This window comes from Catenulispora sp. MAP12-49 (assembly GCF_041262705.1).
Taxonomy (GTDB): Bacteria; Actinomycetota; Actinomycetes; order Streptomycetales; family Catenulisporaceae; genus Catenulispora.
Genome location: NZ_JBGCCP010000037.1, coordinates 1 through 16,339, shown reverse-complemented (window position 1 = coordinate 16,339; position 16,339 = coordinate 1). Strand labels below are relative to the sequence as shown.

Sequence of the window (16,339 nt, the reverse complement as noted above, 5' to 3'; positions counted from 1 at the left end):
GGCGCGACGTCGCGCGTGGACGGGGTACGAAGCCCCATCGTAACCCGGAGTGCCGCCCCTGAAGGAAACGGTCCCCGAACTCGCTACAGCTCTCGTTGGAAGCAGTGGGACGTCGGCTCATCGGCATACGCGCCGAAACCCGGGATCGGTACGTAGCCGGAGCGCTCGTAGAAGCGGATCGCGGCGACCTGCTCGGGCCCGGTCTCCAACCGGAGCGTGCGCCATCCGCGTGCCACCGCCGCCTGTTCCAAAGCCGCCAGGACCGCGACGGAGACGCCCTGCCCGCGCTGGTCCGGCACCACATACATGCGTTTGATCTCGGCCGCGCCGGGCTCCAGCGGACGCAGCGCCCCGCAGCCCGCGGGCAGGCCCGCGACGTGCGCGATCAGGAAGACGGCGATGTCGGACGCCGACGGCGCGACGCCGGGCTCGCTGCCCGGGCCGTACATGGCGTCGATCTCGGCGCGCTGCGCGTCACGCAGAGCGGCCCCTTGCGGATCGTTCCACGGGACTTCGGTGACGGTGATGATCGCTGCGCTCACGGCACGAGTGTGGCCCGGACAGATGTCCTCGGTGTTTCTGCCGGTTCAGCTGGTTCGGCTGGTCAACTGAACAACGCTTGCACCGTCATCAACGGCATCATCACCAGCAACACCGCGCCCAACATGGCCAGGACCGCGAACACCACGACGTTGAACCGGCCCATCGGCCCGGCCGCGAAGTCGGCCTCGCCCGGGAGGTAGCGCACCTCGGCGGTCGCCCCGACCTCCAGCGTGCGGCTGGAGGCGTCGGCGTGCCGATGGGTGGCGCCGTCGGGGGTCGCGTACTCGAAGACCGGGTATGTGAAGTCGCTGTTGGAGAAGGAGACCACGGCGGCCACGGTCGCGGTGGCGCGCTCGGCGCCCGAGCGCAGCCGCCAGCGCAGCCGCAGCGCGGCGAGGTAGTCGGTGCGCAGCGCGGCGGCTGCCAGGAACGCGCCGAAGGTCGAGGTGACCGCGCCGATCAGGACGCTGGCATAGCCGTTGTTGGCGTCGGCGTCGGTCGCCACTATGAGAATGGACTCCACGACATACAGAAGGGCGGCGGCCAGCAGTATCCGCGTGCCCTTCGACATGGCGGCCCACTTCTCGGCCATGCGCAGCCCCTCCCAGGTTTCCGACATCGACTCCCCGTGGCCGAGATGGTAGCGGTCATCCCTCCCGGGTCGAGATCTGGTCCCGGGCCGAGATCTGCTCCCGAATCGAGATCTGAACGGAGACCACGGTCATCGGACGGCCGGCGACGGTGGCGGAGCCGGGACGCGCCGCCGACGGGCCGCCGACCGAGCCGGGGAACGTGCCGCCGAGCGCGAGGTCGAAGATCGCAAAGAAGCCGTGATGGACGGCGGCGTCCCAGGTCGCGGGATCGACCGCGGTGGCGTCGAGATGGAAGACCTCGGTGCCGTCCACCGACCAGCGGATCTGCTCGGGGCTGCGGGAGCGGTCGATGTCGGCGGTGTACCCGTGCTCGCCGGAGGTGCAGGCGGGGCAGGGGTGCTCCCCCGAGGTGAGGCCGGCCGGCTCGTGGCAGGCAGCGCCGCAATGGAGGGTGGACCAGGTGGAAGGGTGGCCGTCCAGCCCTTCGAGGACGTCGATCTCGCCGCCGGACGGCCAGGGCGCGCTGCCGTCGCGGACCCCGCTGCCCAGCGCCCAGAACGCGGGCCAGTAGCCGGCGCCGTCGGCGGCGGTGACGTCGGGAAGCGTGAGCCTGGCGCTGATCCGGAGCTCGCCGCCGGGTGGAGCGGCGAAGTCGGACCGGCGGGTCTCGACGCGGCCGGAGGTCCAGGTGCCGTCGGCGGCGCGCAGCGGGGTGAGGCGGAGGGCGCCATGGCCGTCGAGCTGGACGTTGGCCGGATCGGCGCTCATGGTCTCGACCTCGCCGGTACCCCAGTCCGGCGCCGGACAGCCCGGATAGCAGTGGCCGGTGTCGATGAGCCAGTCGCGGAACGGCGGCGAGGACCCGGCCGGGCCATGGAAGTCGGCGGCGAACACCGTGTGCCATGGGCCGGCGAAGGGCAGTTGGGCGGCAAGACGTTCGGCCAGGAGGTAGGCGGCGGCATCGGTGAGATGGGAGTCGTCGCGATACGGAAGGACACCGTCGAGGACCGCCGGGCACTCGGTGTCGGGGCACAGCAGGGAGCTGAAGTCGATCGGTGTGACGCGGGGATCCGCGGTGAGTGGATCGGTGGTCAGCGCGCTGCTTCTCGTGAAGGCACAGTCGTTCCAGTCGTGTTGCGAACCGGAGACGCAGACCGGGATGTCGGTGTCGGGCTTCGGGGTGTCATGGATGGCGGCGATCGGGACGCCGAGCTCGGCCAGCGCGCTCAGCGGACGGTTCCACGCGGCTTTCGTCTCCGCCGGTGAGGCGTACCAGTCCAGCTCGGAGACGACGATCAGGGCCGGCCGCGACTCCTTGCCGAGCTGGTCCAGGACCGAGTCGCGCCAGGTGTAGCACTCGCGATAGTCGCGCCCGAGGACGGGACTGCTGACCGTGAGATCGGCGAAGGGGCAGCCTTGTTTGACGCGTTCTTCGACGGCCATGTGCCGGTCCGCAGCGATGCGGCTGATCGCCGAGAACCATTGCCCGGCGTGGGAATCTGCGCCGCACCGGCCGCATGCTGGAGCCACGACATCGACTCGTCGGTGTCGAAGAACTGCGGGCTCTGGACGATCCCGACGGCCGGGTCGGCCAAGTACGGGACCAGGTGGTCCAGGAAGTCGGGTCGTGGGCAGAAGTCGGCGTCCAGGATCGCGACCACGTCGCTGGTCGCGATCGTCAGCGCGTGGTTCAGGTTGCCGGCCTTCTTCAGGTGGCCGCGGTCCGGTCGCACCACGTACCGGAACCCGAACTCGGCGGCCAATGCCGCCACGTCGGGGCCGGCGGCGTCGTCCAGGACGTAGACCGTCAGCTCGCCGCGCCATCGCATGCGGGCGACGTGGGAGTACGCGTTCGCGAGCACGTCCAGCGGTTCGCCGCAGGTCGGGAGGAACAGATCGACGCTCGGCGCGTGCGCGGGACTCCACGCGCGCACCAGGACCTCGTGCCCGGCGCGGGTCAGCCGCCGTTGCCTCTGTCCATCCGCTACTGAGAACCCGAGTGCGACGAGGTTCAGGACGAGCACCGCGAGAAACACCCACAGCGCGGGTGTGCGCACCGAGAACAGAAACAGCGTGATCGCCGTGAAAACGAAAGAGAATGACGAGAAGAGGAGCACCCACCGCCGCTGCGGACCGAAGTACCAGTACAGCTCGTCGTCGTCGGGCGGTTGGGGAAGATGAGAAGTCGATGGAGATGTGGTTCGAGAGATCAGTGTCGCGCTCGGCGCCATGGCCGACGTTCCCCCTGTGCGGCTGTGCTTTGACTTACTGAATCCGTGCTTTGACTCACCCCACGCCAGCCAGTGGTCTAGACCTCTCGATGGCCCGCCAGGTGAACGATCTCCGAACCGTCCCGGGGCCGCGCCGGGGGTCGGCAACGCCGGACGGATCTGCCATGATCGGGCGGATGCGAGAACTCACCGAGCTGATCGAGGTGCAGGATCCGGCGTGGCCGGAGCTCCAGGCGTTGTTCGCGGCCTCCCCGGTACCCCTGACCGTCTTCGCCCCCGACCCCCGGGAGAGCACGCGCGGGCTGCTGCAACTCCAGGTGACGGCGCGGTCCATGCTCGGCGGCCTGACCCTCAACTGCGGCGGCCTGCTGGTCGACGACGGCTGGGTGCGGGTGTACGGCGGCGGCTCGGGGCGGGACGGGAGCCTGCCGAGCCTGGCCCGGGTGAACGGGTTCCCCGAGGCCTTCGAACCGGCGTGGCAGGCGGGGGCCGGGCTGGTCGTGGCGCACGACGTGCTCGGCGGGGTGTTCGCGCTGAACGGCATGGACCCGGCCGGCGCGGGGCGTCCCGGGCAGCCGGGAGAGATCGTCTACTTCGCGCCGGACACACTGCAGTGGGAGGGCCTGGGGATCGGGCACTCGGCCTGGCTCGCGTGGCTGCTGTCCGAGCGGCTGGAAGTGTTCTACAGCGCCCTGCGCTGGGAGGGATGGCGCGAGGAGACGGCCGGGGCCGGACCCGCGCAGGGCATCAGCGTGTTCCCGTTCCTGTGGTCCAAGGAGGCCAAGGACGTCTCGACGACCAGTCGGCGGACGGTGCCGATGGCCGGGGTCCTGGGGATAGCCGCAGACTTCGCCAAGCAGATCGGCGCCGGGGATCCGGGGTTCCTCGGACTCCTCTGATCCGCGGCGAAAAGCCGCGGCGAGATCTGCGGCTGCTCCCGTCTCAGCTCACCCGGAATCAGCTCACCCCGAATCAGCTCACTCGGAATCAGCTCACCCGGAACTGGAGCGACTTCGTCTGCAGATACTCCTCCAGACCGAAGCGGCCCAGCTCGCGGCCGACGCCGGAGCCCTTGTAGCCGCCGAAGGGCGCCGCGAGGTTGAACCGGCCGCCGTTGATGTCGACCTGGCCGGTGTCCATGCGGCGGGCGAAGGCGGCGGCCTCGTTGTCGTCGGCCGCCCACACCGCGCCGGCCAGACCGTACTCGGTGGCGTTGGCGATGCGCAGGGCGTCTTCGGCGTCGTGGAAGGACATCACGGAGATGACCGGGCCGAAGATCTCCTCGCGGGCCACGGCCATGTCGGTGGTGACGTCGGCCAGGACCGTCGGGCGGACGTAGAAGCCGGTGGGCAGGTCGTCCGGGGCCTGCGCGCCGCCGACCACGACCCGGGCGCCCTCGCCGACGGCGTCGTTCAGGTAGCCGCGCACCCGCTCCCGCTGCTTGGCGTTGACCAGCGGGCCGACCCGGGTCTCGGGGCTGGTCGGGTCGCCGGGCACGAACTTGGCGGCGGCCTCGGCGGCGATGGCCACCGCCTCGCTGTAGTGGTCCTCGGGGACCAGGAGCCGGGTCCAGGCCGAGCAGGTCTGGCCGGAGTTGTTGAAGACGTTGGCGACCGCGACGTTGACGGCCTTCGCCAGGTCCGCGCCGGGCAGCACGACACACGCCGACTTGCCGCCGAGTTCCAGCGCCACCCGCTTCACGCCGCGGCCGGCCTGCTCGGCGACCTGCCGGCCGACGACGGTGGAGCCGGTGAAGGAGACCATGTCGACGTCCGGGTGCGCGGCCAGCGCCGCCCCGGCCTCCGCGCCGGTCCCGGTGACCAGGTTGAACACGCCCGGCGGGAAGCCGGCCTCGTCGACCAGCCGGGCGAACAGGCGCGCGGTCAACGGCGTGTCCTCGGCGGGCTTGAGCACCACGGTGCAGCCGGCCGCCAGCGCCGGCATCACCTTGGCGACGACCTGGTGCAGCGGGTAGTTCCAGGGCGTGATGGCGCCGACCACGCCGGCCGGCTCGTGGTAGACGGTCGAGTTGCCGACCTGCTCTTCGAACTCGTAGTCGGCCAGGATGCGCAGGTAGCTCTCGGCCACCCCCAGCGGCAGCGCGGCCTGCACGGCGGTGGCGAAACCGACCGGGCAGCCGAGCTCGGCCACGACGGTCTGGACGATCTCCGGCTGCGCCTCGGCCAGCTTGGCGACCAGATGCCCGAGGAACTCCAGCCGGTAGTCCTTGTGGCTGGCGCCCCAGGCGCGCGCGGCCGAGCGCGCCGCGGCCACGGCGGCGTCCACGTCGGCGGCCCCGCCGGCGGGGATCACGGCGATGACCTCTTCGGTGGCCGGGTTCAGCACGTCCACGGTCTCGGCGGACGCCGAGGGGATCCATTTGCCGCCGATGTACTGGTCGGTGAAGCTGAGCACGCTCATTGGGCCGTCCCGGTTAACTAGCAGTGCGAATTTCTGCGGACGCTAGCGCCACGATCAGGGCGGCACAAGGACGGACCGGGAGGTGGCGGCCGTGTCGTTGCTCACGGGCCGCACCGGCGGCACCGGCCGTGGCCGCTTCACGGCGACGGCCTGACGCGCAGGATCCGCGCCGCCCACCGCGGCAGCACCCAGTTCCAGTGCCCGAACAAGGACACCAGCGCGGGCACGAGCAGCGCGCGCACCACGGTGGCGTCCAGCAGGATACCGATGCCCAGGCCGGTGGCGAAGATCTTCAGGAAGGTCGACGGGGCGCTGGCCAGCGCGGCGAAGGCCAGGAAGAGGATCAGCGCGGCGCTGGTGACCAGCCGGCCGGTGCGGCCCAGGCCCACGATCACGGCGTCGTTGGTACTGGCGCCGGCGTCGTGCTCCTCGCGCATGCGGGACAGGATGAAGACCTCGTAGTCCATCGACAGCCCGTAGAGGAACGCGAAGACGATCATCGGGATCCAGAACGGGATGCCGCCGGTCGCCGGGATGCCCCAGATGGCCTCCGAGCCGTGGCCGTTCTGCCAGATCAGGACCATGCCGCCGTAGGCCGCGGCGACCGAGAGCAGGTTCGCCAGGACCGCCTTGGCCGGCAGCAGCAGGGAGCGGAAGGTGCGGGCCAGCACCAGGAAGGTGAGGACGGCCAACACCGCGAGCAGGATCGGGAACTGGCCGTACATCTTGTGGATGTTGTCGATGTTGGCCAGCGCGCTGGAGACCACAAGGGTGCCCGGGACGGCGTGGTCCAGGGTGGTGCGGGTGAGCTTGGCGACATGCTGGCCCTGGCGGGTGGCGGATTCGTCGCTCGGCAGGACGACGGTGAGCGGCCAGCGCGTGGTCGGGGTCTTCTCCGTCCCCGGCGGCGGCGTGGTCACCGGGACCACCGCGTAGAGGCCGTTGCCGGGCATCAGGGTCGTGGGCCGGGTGTTCGGCGGGGTCAGGACAACGTAGGGATTGAGCACGCCGCTGGGGATGTCGGCGGCGCGCAGGGCCACCAAGCCCTGCCGCGCCTGCCCGGACTTGGCCAGGGAGTCGGTGGTCGGGTCGCCCTCATGGATGCCGAGCGCGACGACGGCCAGCGGGACCAGCACGAGCAGCGCCAGCCCGGCGGCCAGCCACCGCCGGCGGACCACCCAGCGCGCCCAGGCGGTCCAGGCCCGGCTGGGCTTGTCCTCGTGCCGCAGGCGCGGCCAGTCCAGGCGGCGGCCGAAGCCGGTGAGCGCGATGGGCAGCAGGGTCAGCGTCACCGCGACGCTGACCACCGGGATCAGCATCCCGCCGATGCCGATGGAGCGCATGAACTGGATCGGCACCACGATCAGCGAGAGCAGGCCCAGCGCCACGGTCAGCCCGCTGACCAGCACGGCACGCCCGGCCGTGGCCATCGCCCGGTGCACGGCGGCCTCGTTGTCGGCGCCGTGCGCCACCTCCTCGCGCCAGCGTGTGACCAGCAGGAGCGAGTAGTCGATGGCCACGCCGAGCCCGATCAGCCCGACCATGTACTGCACCACGGCCTGGACCTTCATGAACTCGGACAGGATCAGCACCACGAGGTAGCTGGACAGGATCGAGACCGCGGCGATCACCAGCGGCAGCACGGCGAGGAAGGACCCGAACACGAAGGCCAGCACGATGAGCGCGCCGGCCGCGCCGAGCAACGCCTCGGCCAGCACCCCGTTGCCCCCGCCGTTGCCGTTGGACGACAGCGGGGTGATGCCGGTGACGTACACCTGGGTCCCCGGCGGAGCCGCGGCGGCGAGCCGGTGCGGCAGCGCGCGGGCGGCGTCGGTCTGGTTCCTGGCGTCATGCACCTGGTCGCCGGTGGCGGGGGTGAAGACGAGCGCGAACATGGTCCGCCCGTCGGCCCCGAGGAAGGCGCGGTCCCCGCTGCTGTAGTAGTCGACGACCTGCCCGGGCACCGCGGCCAGCGCGGGCTCCAGCGTCGAGCGGGCCTGCTCCGGCGTGACACCCGGCGGCAGCACGAAGACCGGAACGAGCGGATCGAGCCCGCCGCCGACGTGGTACTGCGCGACCAGGGCGTCGCTGGCCGCCGCACTCGGCGTCCCGGCGATGGTGAAGCTCTGGTTCAGGTGGTTGGACAAGACCGACGAAGCCCACCCGCCACCGAGCAACAGCACCAACCACAAGGCGGCGATACCCCGCCGCTTCGCGAGCACGAATCTCGAGAATCGCTCCATGGCTGCCCCCCCCTCGTCAGGAATCGGCTCGGCTGCTACTCCACTCTGATCACTCCAGGATCATGGTTGACTACAGAACAACAGTGCACCACCGCACCACGGACCGCAATCGGCCGAACGGGTGGCCCGGTCTGCCCCGCCGGCCCCGGATGGGATAATCCTCCATATGCGCATCTACCTCGGCAGCGACCACGCCGGCTACGACCTGAAGAACCACATCGTCACCTGGCTGACCGCCGCCGGGCACGAAGCCGTCGACTGCGGCCCCCACACCTTCGACGCCCAGGACGACTACCCCCCGTACGTGATGCTGGCCGCGAGCAAGACCGCCGCCGACCCCGACAGCCTCGGCATCGTCATCGGCGGCTCCGGCAACGGCGAAGCCATCGCCGCCAACAAGATCGCCGGCATCCGCGCCGCCCTCGCCTGGAGCGAGGAGACAGCCCGCCTGGGCCGCGAGCACAACAACGCCAACGTCATCAGCATCGGCGCCCGCATGCACACCGAGGACGAGGCCACCCACTTCGTCGAGGTCTTCATCACCACCGCCTTCACCAACGAAGAGCGCCACATCCGCCGCATCGAGATGATGAGCGACTACGAGAAGAGCGGCGAACTCCCGCCCCTCCCCACCACCGCCGGCTGAGGCACACAGGTCGCACGAAGCTGAGATGAAGAAGGGCCGCCCGGCGAGTTCGGGCGGCCCTTTCACGTTGGCGCACACGAAGCAGACGCGCGCATGCTGAACGGCATGGGGCTCATCGACGGCGACCATCACGATGCGGGCGCCCTGGATTCGCTGATCCAGGGCGCCCAACGTAGCCGTCCGCGTTAGTCCTCTTCGAGGGGGCGGATGAATTCCAGGGTCCAGACATCGCTGTAGTCCGGGGTCTCCGGCTTCACAAGGTTGATCTGCTGCCCGCGGTGCTGCACAGCCAGAACGAGACCACTCTCCGCCACGATCCGGACCCCGCCGATCACCGGCTCGAACATGAGCTTGGACCACTCCGGGCGCGGAACGTTGTTGACGTAGATCTTCTCTTCAGCGGTGACGATGCCTGCCAGCTCATGAAGGGCGAGGTGCATCACATACGGCGACCCGGGGATGGGCTGGGCCGGCTCGATCGCCCACTGCTGCTCGAAGGGGGGCAGGAGGCGGGGCTCGACGATGACGGGCGCGCCGTGCATGATGGCGTGCTCCGTAGCCGTCATCACCAGGCCGGGCCCGGGCAGGTGGGAGTGGATCTGGTAGACGCCAGGCTGCATGGGGATCGGGTGCATGGGGGATTCCCTTCGCTGTCAGTACGCCGACGCCGGACTGACGCCGGTCGCACGCCGCTTCATCACGGACCGAATCGGTGGATGAAGCTGACAAACAGAACGTAAAGGGGCACCTGACCTCCGGCCACAGATGCCGCGCAGGCCTTATCGTCCCTTCGGGTGTACAAGCGTGGAGGCGTAACAGCCGACCACGCAGGCTGACTGGTTACTTGAGACTGAAAGAGGGCCGCCCGAGATCGGGCGACCCTCTTTCACAGGTCAAAGACGAGCGGATGACCGGGATCGAACCGGCACAATCTGCTTGGAAGGCAGAGACTCTACCATTGAGCTACATCCGCACCCGTGGCCCCGGAGAGCCGCGCGTGGGTCTATCTTGGCACACTCCGTGCCTCGTTCTCACCCCGGTTCTGGCGGGCGCGTCCGGCGGTCATGTGCGCCAGACGACCACGAGTGCGCGGTCGTCCTTCACGTTCGGGGCCACTTCGTTGATCAGGCGGTCGGCGCCGCCGGTGAAGCCGGTGGTGAGGCGGGTTTCGGCGGCGCCCAGGAGGCGGTCCAGGCCTTCGTCCAGGTCGCGGCCGGGGCGTTCTACGAGGCCGTCGGTGAACAGCAGGAGGGCGTCGCCTCGGTCGAGGCAGCCTTCGGTGGCGGGGAATTCGGCGTCGTCGAGGATGCCCAGGAGGGGGCCTTCGGCTTCCTCGGTGGACCAGCGGCCGGTTTTGGCTGTGAGGCGGGCGATGGGTGGGTGGCCCGCGCTGTGGAAGCGGTAGTGGCCGGTTTCCAGTTCGACGACCAGGTGGACCGCTGTGGCGAAGCCTTCGTCCCAGTCCTGGCGCAGGAGGTACTTGTTCGCCGAGGTGAGGAAGTCTCGGGAGGGGACGGTGCCCAGGAGGCCGCCGAAGGCTCCCGACAGCAGGAGTGCGCGGGTGCCCGCTGCCAGGCCTTTGCCGCTGACGTCGACCAGGCTCAGTTCCAGGGTCTGGCCGCGGGTGTGCGGTTCGTCGGCGTCGGCGGCGATGCCGGCACCGGTGCCGATGCCGTGGGCGCCGGGGTGGTCCTGGTCGGCGGGGGCCGGGGCCGGTGATGGGGCGGTCGGGGGTGCGGCCTGCATCGTGGCCGGGGGAACGCCCGGGACGCTGCTCGTGCCGACGGGGTTGGTCACGGGCTGGGGGCGGCGCTGGGCCGGGAAGGCCGGGTGGGACAGGGCCGCGATGAGGAAGTCGCCGGCGAAGGACTGGCCGCCGGCGGAGCGGATGGACATGTCGACGTGCCAGTCGGCGGGCAGGCGGGGGACCAGGCCCTGGGCGCGCAGGCGTTCGCGCAGGTCCAGGAGCATCGCCTCGCCGCGGGTGCCCTGGACGCCCAGGCGCAGGCGGGAGCGGGAGGTCAGTATCACCAGGGCCGCGGTGGCGAAGACGGCCAGGGCCGAGCCGAAGGCCACGCCGGCGCGCTCGCGGTGCCAGGACACGCCGGCCAGGACCGCGATGCAGATCACCAGCAGGAGGAGTTGGCCGCGCAGCTTCATCAGCAGGCCGCCGGCCAGGACCGGCAGGGCCAGCATCGCCGGGGTCCAGGCCTCGGGGAAGGCCACGGTGAGCATGCCGAAGCCGACGGCCACCATCCCCAGCGCCGGCAGCAGATAGAGATCCGAGGCCATGGCGCTGTCGGTGAGCCAGCGGCCGATCCCGCTGTCGAGGAGACGGCCGCCGACGAATCGCCGGCGTCGCCCGGTGGCGCTGCGCCTGCCGGACCGCCCGTTCCCCGAGTCCGCGGTCATGCGCGAACCATATCGGGAGTACGGCCTCTTCGTCACCCTGCGATCACCACGCGACCACGGTGCGCAGCGGATCGCAGGGTTCGAACGTTCGGTCGCTGACTCAGGCGGCGGCCTTCTGGCAGGTCGGGCACCAGAACAGGTTCCGGTCCCGCACCCCCGCCGTCGCGACCGGGGTCTGGCACACCAGGCACGGCTGGCCGTTCCGGCGGTACACGTACACCTCTCCGCCGTGGTCGTCCTTGCGCGGCGGGCGTCCCATCGCCTCCGGCGTGTGCTGCGGCCAGACGGTGTCGATCCGGCCGATGCGCGCGCCCTCGGCCATCAGGACGACCAGGTCCTCCCAGATCCCGTCCCACTGCTCGCGGGTCAGCTCGCGGCCCTTGCGGTACGGGTCGAGCCCGGCCCGGTAGAGCACCTCGGCGCGGTAGACGTTGCCCACACCGGAGAGCACCGACTGCTCCATCAGCAGCTCGGCGACGGTCAGCGAGCTGTTCGAGATCTTGCGCCAGGCCGGCTCCGGGTCGGCGTCGGCGCGCAGCGGGTCCGGGCCCAGGCGGCGCAGCAGGGCCGAGCGCTCCTCGGGGCCGTACAGGTCGCACGCCGAGGCGCCGCGCAGGTCGGCATGTCCGGATTTGCCCACCATCCGCAGCCGCACCTGACCCACCACCGGGCCGGGCGGTTCCTCGGCGACGTGAAACTTTCCATACAAACCCAGGTGCACATGAACCCAACGGTCAGGGCCGAATCCGATGAACAAATGCTTCCCGTGCGCCTCCGAACCGGCATATGGGAGATCTTCCAACAAGCGCGCACTGGCCTCGAAACGCCCCTGCGGGCTGCTGACCTCGGACAACGGCGATTCGGAGGTGAGTTCGGGGGTGAAGACCGAGTCGAGTTTGCCGGCAAGACGGTGAATCACGTGACCTTCGGGCATACCTAAGGACACTACCGGTGCCCACCGACACCCGAACACGACGAAGGCGGCAGCCTGATGACCATTGAGAGCCTCGGCCGCAAGGGCGGCCCCAAGCCCGGGGACCTCGGCGCGAACCCGCGCCACAGCCGACGTCCGCAGCCGGAGACGCGGATCGTGCCCACGGCGCGACCCAAGCCCGCGCCGCCGCGGACGCCTCCGGGCATGAGCGAGGCACGACGGGCCGTCCCGCAGCCGCCGGCACAGAGGCCGCAGAGCAACCAGCCGGCTCAGATTGCTCAGGGAACACAGGCGATCCAGGGAGCACAGGGAAGTCAGGGAGCACAGGCGAGTCAGGCGAACCGAGAGCCAGAAGAGTCGCAGGCCCAGGCTCGTACCCAAACGCCCACGCAGTCCCGCGTCAGCGAAGCGAAGCCGGCCAGGCCCCCCGAAACGCAAAGCGCCCGAGACCGGACACCCGGTCCGACCCCGGGCCAGCCGAGGCCCCGCGGCCGCGGAGACGGAAAGACGGAGAACCGCGGCGAGCGCTCCCTCTACGACGGCGGCTCCCCCTCCGCGAACCGCCTGGGTCCGGGCAAGGCAATGCGCGCCCGGGACGTTTCACGGCCGCGTGACTGGTGAAGGGGAACAGGACGACGTACGGCGAAGGCCCGGGACCGTGAGGTCACCGGGCCTTCAGCGTCATGTCGGGATGACAGGATTTGAACCTGCGACATCGTGCCCCCAAAGCACGCGCGCTACCAAGCTGCGCCACATCCCGGTTCTCGCGACAGCAGGTTAGCACTGAGGTAGTCCCTCAGTCCTGACGCTTTCCCCGCTTAGCGGGCGGGAACCGTATAAGCGGTCCCCGCCTGCCCACAGCGCTATACAGAGCCCCGCTCAGTCGAAGATCGGGTCCTGAGTCCGGGTCCGCTTGAGCTCGAAGAAGCCGGGGGTGGACGCCACCAGCAGGCAGCCGTCCCACAGCCTGCCCGCGTCCTCGCCCTTCGGCGCCGGGGTCACGACCGGGCCGAAGAAGGCCACGCCGTTCACCGCGACGACCGGGGTACCGACGTCCTGGCCGACCAGGGTGATGCCCTCGGCGTGCGACTTGCGCAGCGCCTCGTCGTAGCGGTCGGTGTCGGCGGCGTCGGCCAGCGAGGCCGGCAGGCCGACCTCCTCCAGCGCCTCGACGATCACCTCGCGGGTGTACTCGCGGCCGCCGGGGTGGTGCCGGGTGCCCAGGGCCGTGTACAGCGGCAGCACGTACTCGTCGCCGTGCTCCTGCTGCGCGGCTATCACCACGCGGACCGGGCCCCAGCCGGCGTCCATCAGGTCGCGGTACTTCTGCGGCAGGTCCTCGCGGTGCTCGTTGAGCACCGACAGCGACATCACGTGCCAGCGGACGTCCACCGGACGGGTCTTCTCGACCTCCAGCATCCAGCGGGACGTCATCCAGGCCCAGGGGCACAGCGGGTCGAACCAGAAGTCGGCCGCGGCGCGGGGGGCGGCCTGTTCGGGGGTAGGAGAGCTCATGTCCGAAGCCAACACCATCGGACCTGCGGCTAATCCCGGAGGCGTCCGCGAGGGCGGTCGTGCAAGGATCGATGGCGACAACTCGACTCGAAGCGACAAGGAGCCGTGCAAGGGTGCCCGGTACTAATCTGACCCGCGAAGAAGCACAGGAGCGCGCGGCGCTGCTGGACGTCCAGTCCTACGAGGTGAGCCTGGACTGGTCGAACGCCCCCGATCCGGAGGCGAAGACCTACACATCCGCCACGACGGTGCGGTTCCGGGCGAACACTCCTGGCGCCTCGACGTTCATCGACCTGATCGCCCCCGGCGTGCGGGAGATCACGCTGAACGGGACGGCGGTGGACCCGGCCGAGGCCTTCAAGGACAGCCGGATCGCGCTGGCGAACCTGCAGGCGGAGAACGAGCTGCGAGTCGTCGCCGACTGCGCCTACATGAACACCGGCGAGGGCCTGCACCGGATGATCGACCCGGTCGACGGCGAGGCGTATCTGTACACGCAGTTCGAGGTGCCGGACTCGCGGCGGGTGTTCGCCGCGTTCGAGCAGCCCGACCTGAAGGCCACCTTCGCCTTCACGGTCCAGGGCCCGGACTCCTGGCAGATCTTCTCCAACTCCCCCACCCCGGCCGCCGAGCCCCGGGGCGACGGCACGGCCGTGTGGGCCTTCGAGCCGACCCCGCGCATCTCCTCGTACATCACCGCGCTGGTGGGTGGCAAGTATCACGTCGCGCGTTCGGAGCACACGACCAAGCGCGGCCAGAAGATCCCGCTGGCGGTGGCGGTGCGGACCTCGCTGGCCGAGTACCTGCGCCCGGAGGAGATCTTCGAGATCACCCGGCAGGGCTTCGACTTCTTCACCGAGAAGTTCGACCGCGACTACCCGTTCGCCAAGTACGACCAGCTCTTCGTGCCGGAGTTCAACGCCGGCGCCATGGAGAACGCGGGCTGCGTCACCTTCCGCGAGGAGATGATCTTCCGCTCGAAGGTCACCGACGCCGCCTACGAGCAGCGCGCCGAGGTCATCCTGCATGAGATGGCCCACATGTGGTTCGGCGACCTGGTCACCATGCAGTGGTGGAACGACCTGTGGCTGAACGAGTCGTTCGCCACCTTCACCTCGTTCTACGCGCAGGTCGCCTCGACCCGCTTCAAGGACGCCTGGACGACCTTCGCCAACGGCGAGAAGTCCTGGGGCTACCGCCAGGACCAGCTGCCCAGCACGCACCCGATCGTCGCGGAGATCCGCGACCTCGAGGACGTGATGGTCAACTTCGACGGGATCACCTACGCCAAGGGCGCCTCGGTCCTGAAGCAGCTGGTGGCCTGGGTCGGCGACGACCACTTCTTCGAGGGCGTCCGCTCCTACTTCAACCGCCACGAGTGGGGCAACACCACCCTGGCCGACCTGCTCGGCGCGCTGGAGGAGACCTCCGGCCGCGACCTGAAGGAGTGGGCGAAGTCCTGGCTGGAGACCGCCGGCCCGAACACGCTGCGGCCGGTCTACGAGGTCGACGACGCGGGCACCTTCACCTCCTTCACCGTGGAGCAGGAGGGCTTCTCCGAGCAGTTCCCGACCCTGCGCCCGCACCGCCTGGCGATCGGCCTGTACAACATGGTCGAGGGCGCCCTGGTGCGCACCGACCGCGTCGAGCTGGATGTCACCGGGGCCCACACCGAGGTCGCCGAACTGGTCGGCAAGGCCCGGCCCGCGCTGGTGCTCCTGAACGACGACGACCTCACCTACGCCAAGATCCGCCTGGATGAGCACTCGATGGCGACGCTGGTGGACCATGTCGGCGACTTCGCGGAGTCCCTGCCGCGCACCCTGTGCTGGGGCGCTGCCTGGGACATGCTGCGCAACGCCGAACTGGCCGCGCGCGACTACCTGAAGCTGGTCCTGGGCGGGATCGGCCGCGAGTCCGACATCGGCGTGGCGCAGCTGCTGCAGCGCCAGGCCAAGTCCTCGGTGGAACTGTTCGCCGACCCGGCGTGGCGCCCGACCGGCCAGGCCCTGCTCGCCGACGCCTCCTGGGAGCACCTGAAGGCGGCCGAGCCCGGCTCGGACTTCCAGCTGGCCTGGGTCCGCTCCTTCGCCGGCACAGCGCTGACCGACGAGCAGCTGGCCTACGTGGCCGCGCTGCTGGACGGCTCGCAGACCCTGGAGGGCCTCACCGTCGACACCGAGCTGCGCTGGACCCTGCTGATGGCCCTGGTCGTCGGCGGCAAGGCGGACGTCCCGGAGATCGAAGCCGAGCTGGAGCGGGACAAGACCGCCACCGGCGAGCGCTACGCCCTCCAGGCCCGCGCCGCGCGCCCGACCGCCGAGGCCAAGGCCGAGGCGTGGGCATCGGTCGTGGACGGCGACACCCTGGCCAACCACACCGTCGCCTCGGTGATCGGCGGCTTCCAGTCGGTGCCGGCGGACAAGCGCGAGGAACTGCTCAAGCCCTACGTCGCGAAGTATTTCGCGTCGGTCGAGGGTGCCTGGGACTCCCGCACCCACGAGATCGCCACGCAGATCGCGACCGGCCTGTACCCGACGTTCGTTATCGAGCAGAGCACGCTGGACGCCACGCAGACGTTCCTGGACTCGGCGCAGCCGGTCCCGGCGCTGCGGCGGCTGATCGTGGAGTCCGCGGACACCATCGGGCGCTGCCTGAAGGCTCAGGAGAAGGACCGCTCCGCGTCCTGAGGACACACCGGAGCACAGAATCGGGTAGGCGGGTCGGTCACCCGACCCGCCTCCCACACCACCGGACATGCGGGCCACGCATCCGGCGGTTCGTCAGGCTGATCTCAACTT

The 16,339-nt window shown here is 70.2% G+C and carries 12 protein-coding genes, 2 tRNA genes and 2 pseudogenes; 3 read left to right on the top strand and 13 right to left on the bottom strand.

The window, feature by feature from the left end; genetic code table 11:
- Window positions 1-83 precede the first annotated feature (83 nt).
- The 4 genes and pseudogenes from ABIA35_RS40470 to ABIA35_RS40455 form a co-directional block, all read right to left on the bottom strand.
- The gene (locus ABIA35_RS40470; RefSeq protein WP_370345640.1) at window positions 84-542 is read right to left on the bottom strand and encodes a GNAT family N-acetyltransferase; all 459 of its coding nucleotides are present in this window, start codon (window positions 540-542) and stop codon (window positions 84-86) included.
- A 62-nt stretch (window positions 543-604) separates the two neighbouring features.
- Window positions 605-1,162: a hypothetical protein gene (locus ABIA35_RS40465; RefSeq protein WP_370345638.1), complete on the bottom strand. Its 558-nt coding sequence runs from the start codon at window positions 1,160-1,162 to the stop codon at window positions 605-607.
- Window positions 1,163-1,190: 28 nt separating this feature from the next.
- The gene (locus ABIA35_RS40460; protein WP_370361465.1) at window positions 1,191-2,579 is read right to left on the bottom strand and encodes an SGNH hydrolase domain-containing protein; all 1,389 of its coding nucleotides are present in this window, start codon (window positions 2,577-2,579) and stop codon (window positions 1,191-1,193) included.
- A 56-nt stretch (window positions 2,580-2,635) separates the two neighbouring features.
- A pseudogene (locus tag ABIA35_RS40455) lies at window positions 2,636-3,367 on the bottom strand (glycosyltransferase); the annotation flags it as partial.
- Between the two features lie 176 nt (window positions 3,368-3,543).
- Here ABIA35_RS40455 and ABIA35_RS40450 point away from each other — a divergent pair.
- A complete protein-coding gene (locus ABIA35_RS40450; RefSeq protein ID WP_370361463.1) occupies window positions 3,544-4,266 on the top strand; it encodes a DUF2625 domain-containing protein in 723 nt (240 codons plus the stop codon).
- Between the two features lie 88 nt (window positions 4,267-4,354).
- Here ABIA35_RS40450 and ABIA35_RS40445 read toward each other — a convergent pair whose 3' ends face one another.
- Together ABIA35_RS40445 and ABIA35_RS40440 are read right to left on the bottom strand one after the other, a co-directional pair.
- Window positions 4,355-5,782 (bottom strand): aldehyde dehydrogenase family protein, encoded by a 1,428-nt coding sequence (locus ABIA35_RS40445; protein WP_370345755.1) that lies wholly within the window; start codon window positions 5,780-5,782, stop codon window positions 4,355-4,357.
- Window positions 5,783-5,925: 143 nt separating this feature from the next.
- Window positions 5,926-8,031, bottom strand: a complete 2,106-nt coding sequence (locus tag ABIA35_RS40440; RefSeq protein ID WP_370361462.1) for an MMPL family transporter — start codon at window positions 8,029-8,031, stop codon at window positions 5,926-5,928.
- Window positions 8,032-8,197: 166 nt separating this feature from the next.
- Here ABIA35_RS40440 and ABIA35_RS40435 point away from each other — a divergent pair, with 166 nt between their 5' ends.
- Entirely contained in the window at window positions 8,198-8,677 is a 480-nt protein-coding gene (locus tag ABIA35_RS40435) for a ribose-5-phosphate isomerase (protein WP_370345632.1), read from the top strand.
- 185 nt (window positions 8,678-8,862) lie between these two features.
- Here the strand turns inward: ABIA35_RS40435 and ABIA35_RS40430 are convergent, their stop codons facing one another.
- The 7 genes and pseudogenes from ABIA35_RS40430 to ABIA35_RS40400 form a co-directional block, all read right to left on the bottom strand.
- Window positions 8,863-9,312 carry a hypothetical protein gene (locus tag ABIA35_RS40430; protein WP_370345630.1) on the bottom strand — a complete coding sequence of 150 codons (450 nt, stop codon included), beginning with the start codon at window positions 9,310-9,312 and terminating at the stop codon, window positions 8,863-8,865.
- 267 nt (window positions 9,313-9,579) lie between these two features.
- A tRNA-Gly gene (locus tag ABIA35_RS40425) sits at window positions 9,580-9,650 on the bottom strand.
- A gap of 89 nt (window positions 9,651-9,739) precedes the next feature.
- Window positions 9,740-11,089, bottom strand: a complete 1,350-nt coding sequence (locus tag ABIA35_RS40420) for a PP2C family protein-serine/threonine phosphatase (protein ID WP_370361461.1) — start codon at window positions 11,087-11,089, stop codon at window positions 9,740-9,742.
- A 100-nt stretch (window positions 11,090-11,189) separates the two neighbouring features.
- The gene (locus ABIA35_RS40415; protein WP_370345753.1) at window positions 11,190-11,732 is read right to left on the bottom strand and encodes an Fpg/Nei family DNA glycosylase; all 543 of its coding nucleotides are present in this window, start codon (window positions 11,730-11,732) and stop codon (window positions 11,190-11,192) included.
- Between the two features lie 9 nt (window positions 11,733-11,741).
- Window positions 11,742-12,023: pseudogene (locus ABIA35_RS40410) on the bottom strand (DNA-formamidopyrimidine glycosylase family protein); the annotation flags it as partial.
- Between the two features lie 686 nt (window positions 12,024-12,709).
- Window positions 12,710-12,783 (bottom strand) — tRNA-Pro (locus ABIA35_RS40405).
- Window positions 12,784-12,902: 119 nt separating this feature from the next.
- A complete protein-coding gene (locus ABIA35_RS40400; protein ID WP_370345626.1) occupies window positions 12,903-13,538 on the bottom strand; it encodes a disulfide bond formation protein DsbA in 636 nt (211 codons plus the stop codon).
- 113 nt (window positions 13,539-13,651) lie between these two features.
- Between ABIA35_RS40400 and pepN the strand changes: the two genes are divergently transcribed.
- Window positions 13,652-16,228: an aminopeptidase N gene (pepN, locus tag ABIA35_RS40395; RefSeq protein ID WP_370361460.1), complete on the top strand. Its 2,577-nt coding sequence runs from the start codon at window positions 13,652-13,654 to the stop codon at window positions 16,226-16,228.
- The last annotated feature ends 111 nt before the right edge of the window (window positions 16,229-16,339 follow it).

What these genes read in the sequence shown, in the direction of transcription:
- ABIA35_RS40460 (WP_370361465.1), bottom strand. Translation starts at nt 2,579, where the DNA reads ATGGCCGTCGAAGAACGCGTCAAACAAGGCTGCCCCTTCGCCGATCTC.
- ABIA35_RS40420 (WP_370361461.1), bottom strand. Translation starts at nt 11,089, where the DNA reads ATGACCGCGGACTCGGGGAACGGGCGGTCCGGCAGGCGCAGCGCCACC.
- ABIA35_RS40435 (WP_370345632.1), top strand. Translation starts at nt 8,198, where the DNA reads ATGCGCATCTACCTCGGCAGCGACCACGCCGGCTACGACCTGAAGAAC.
- ABIA35_RS40450 (WP_370361463.1), top strand. Translation starts at nt 3,544, where the DNA reads ATGCGAGAACTCACCGAGCTGATCGAGGTGCAGGATCCGGCGTGGCCG.
- ABIA35_RS40465 (WP_370345638.1), bottom strand. Translation starts at nt 1,162, where the DNA reads ATGTCGGAAACCTGGGAGGGGCTGCGCATGGCCGAGAAGTGGGCCGCC.
- ABIA35_RS40440 (WP_370361462.1), bottom strand. Translation starts at nt 8,031, where the DNA reads ATGGAGCGATTCTCGAGATTCGTGCTCGCGAAGCGGCGGGGTATCGCC.
- ABIA35_RS40400 (WP_370345626.1), bottom strand. Translation starts at nt 13,538, where the DNA reads ATGAGCTCTCCTACCCCCGAACAGGCCGCCCCCCGCGCCGCGGCCGAC.
- ABIA35_RS40415 (WP_370345753.1), bottom strand. Translation starts at nt 11,732, where the DNA reads ATGGTGGGCAAATCCGGACATGCCGACCTGCGCGGCGCCTCGGCGTGC.
- ABIA35_RS40430 (WP_370345630.1), bottom strand. Translation starts at nt 9,312, where the DNA reads ATGCACCCGATCCCCATGCAGCCTGGCGTCTACCAGATCCACTCCCAC.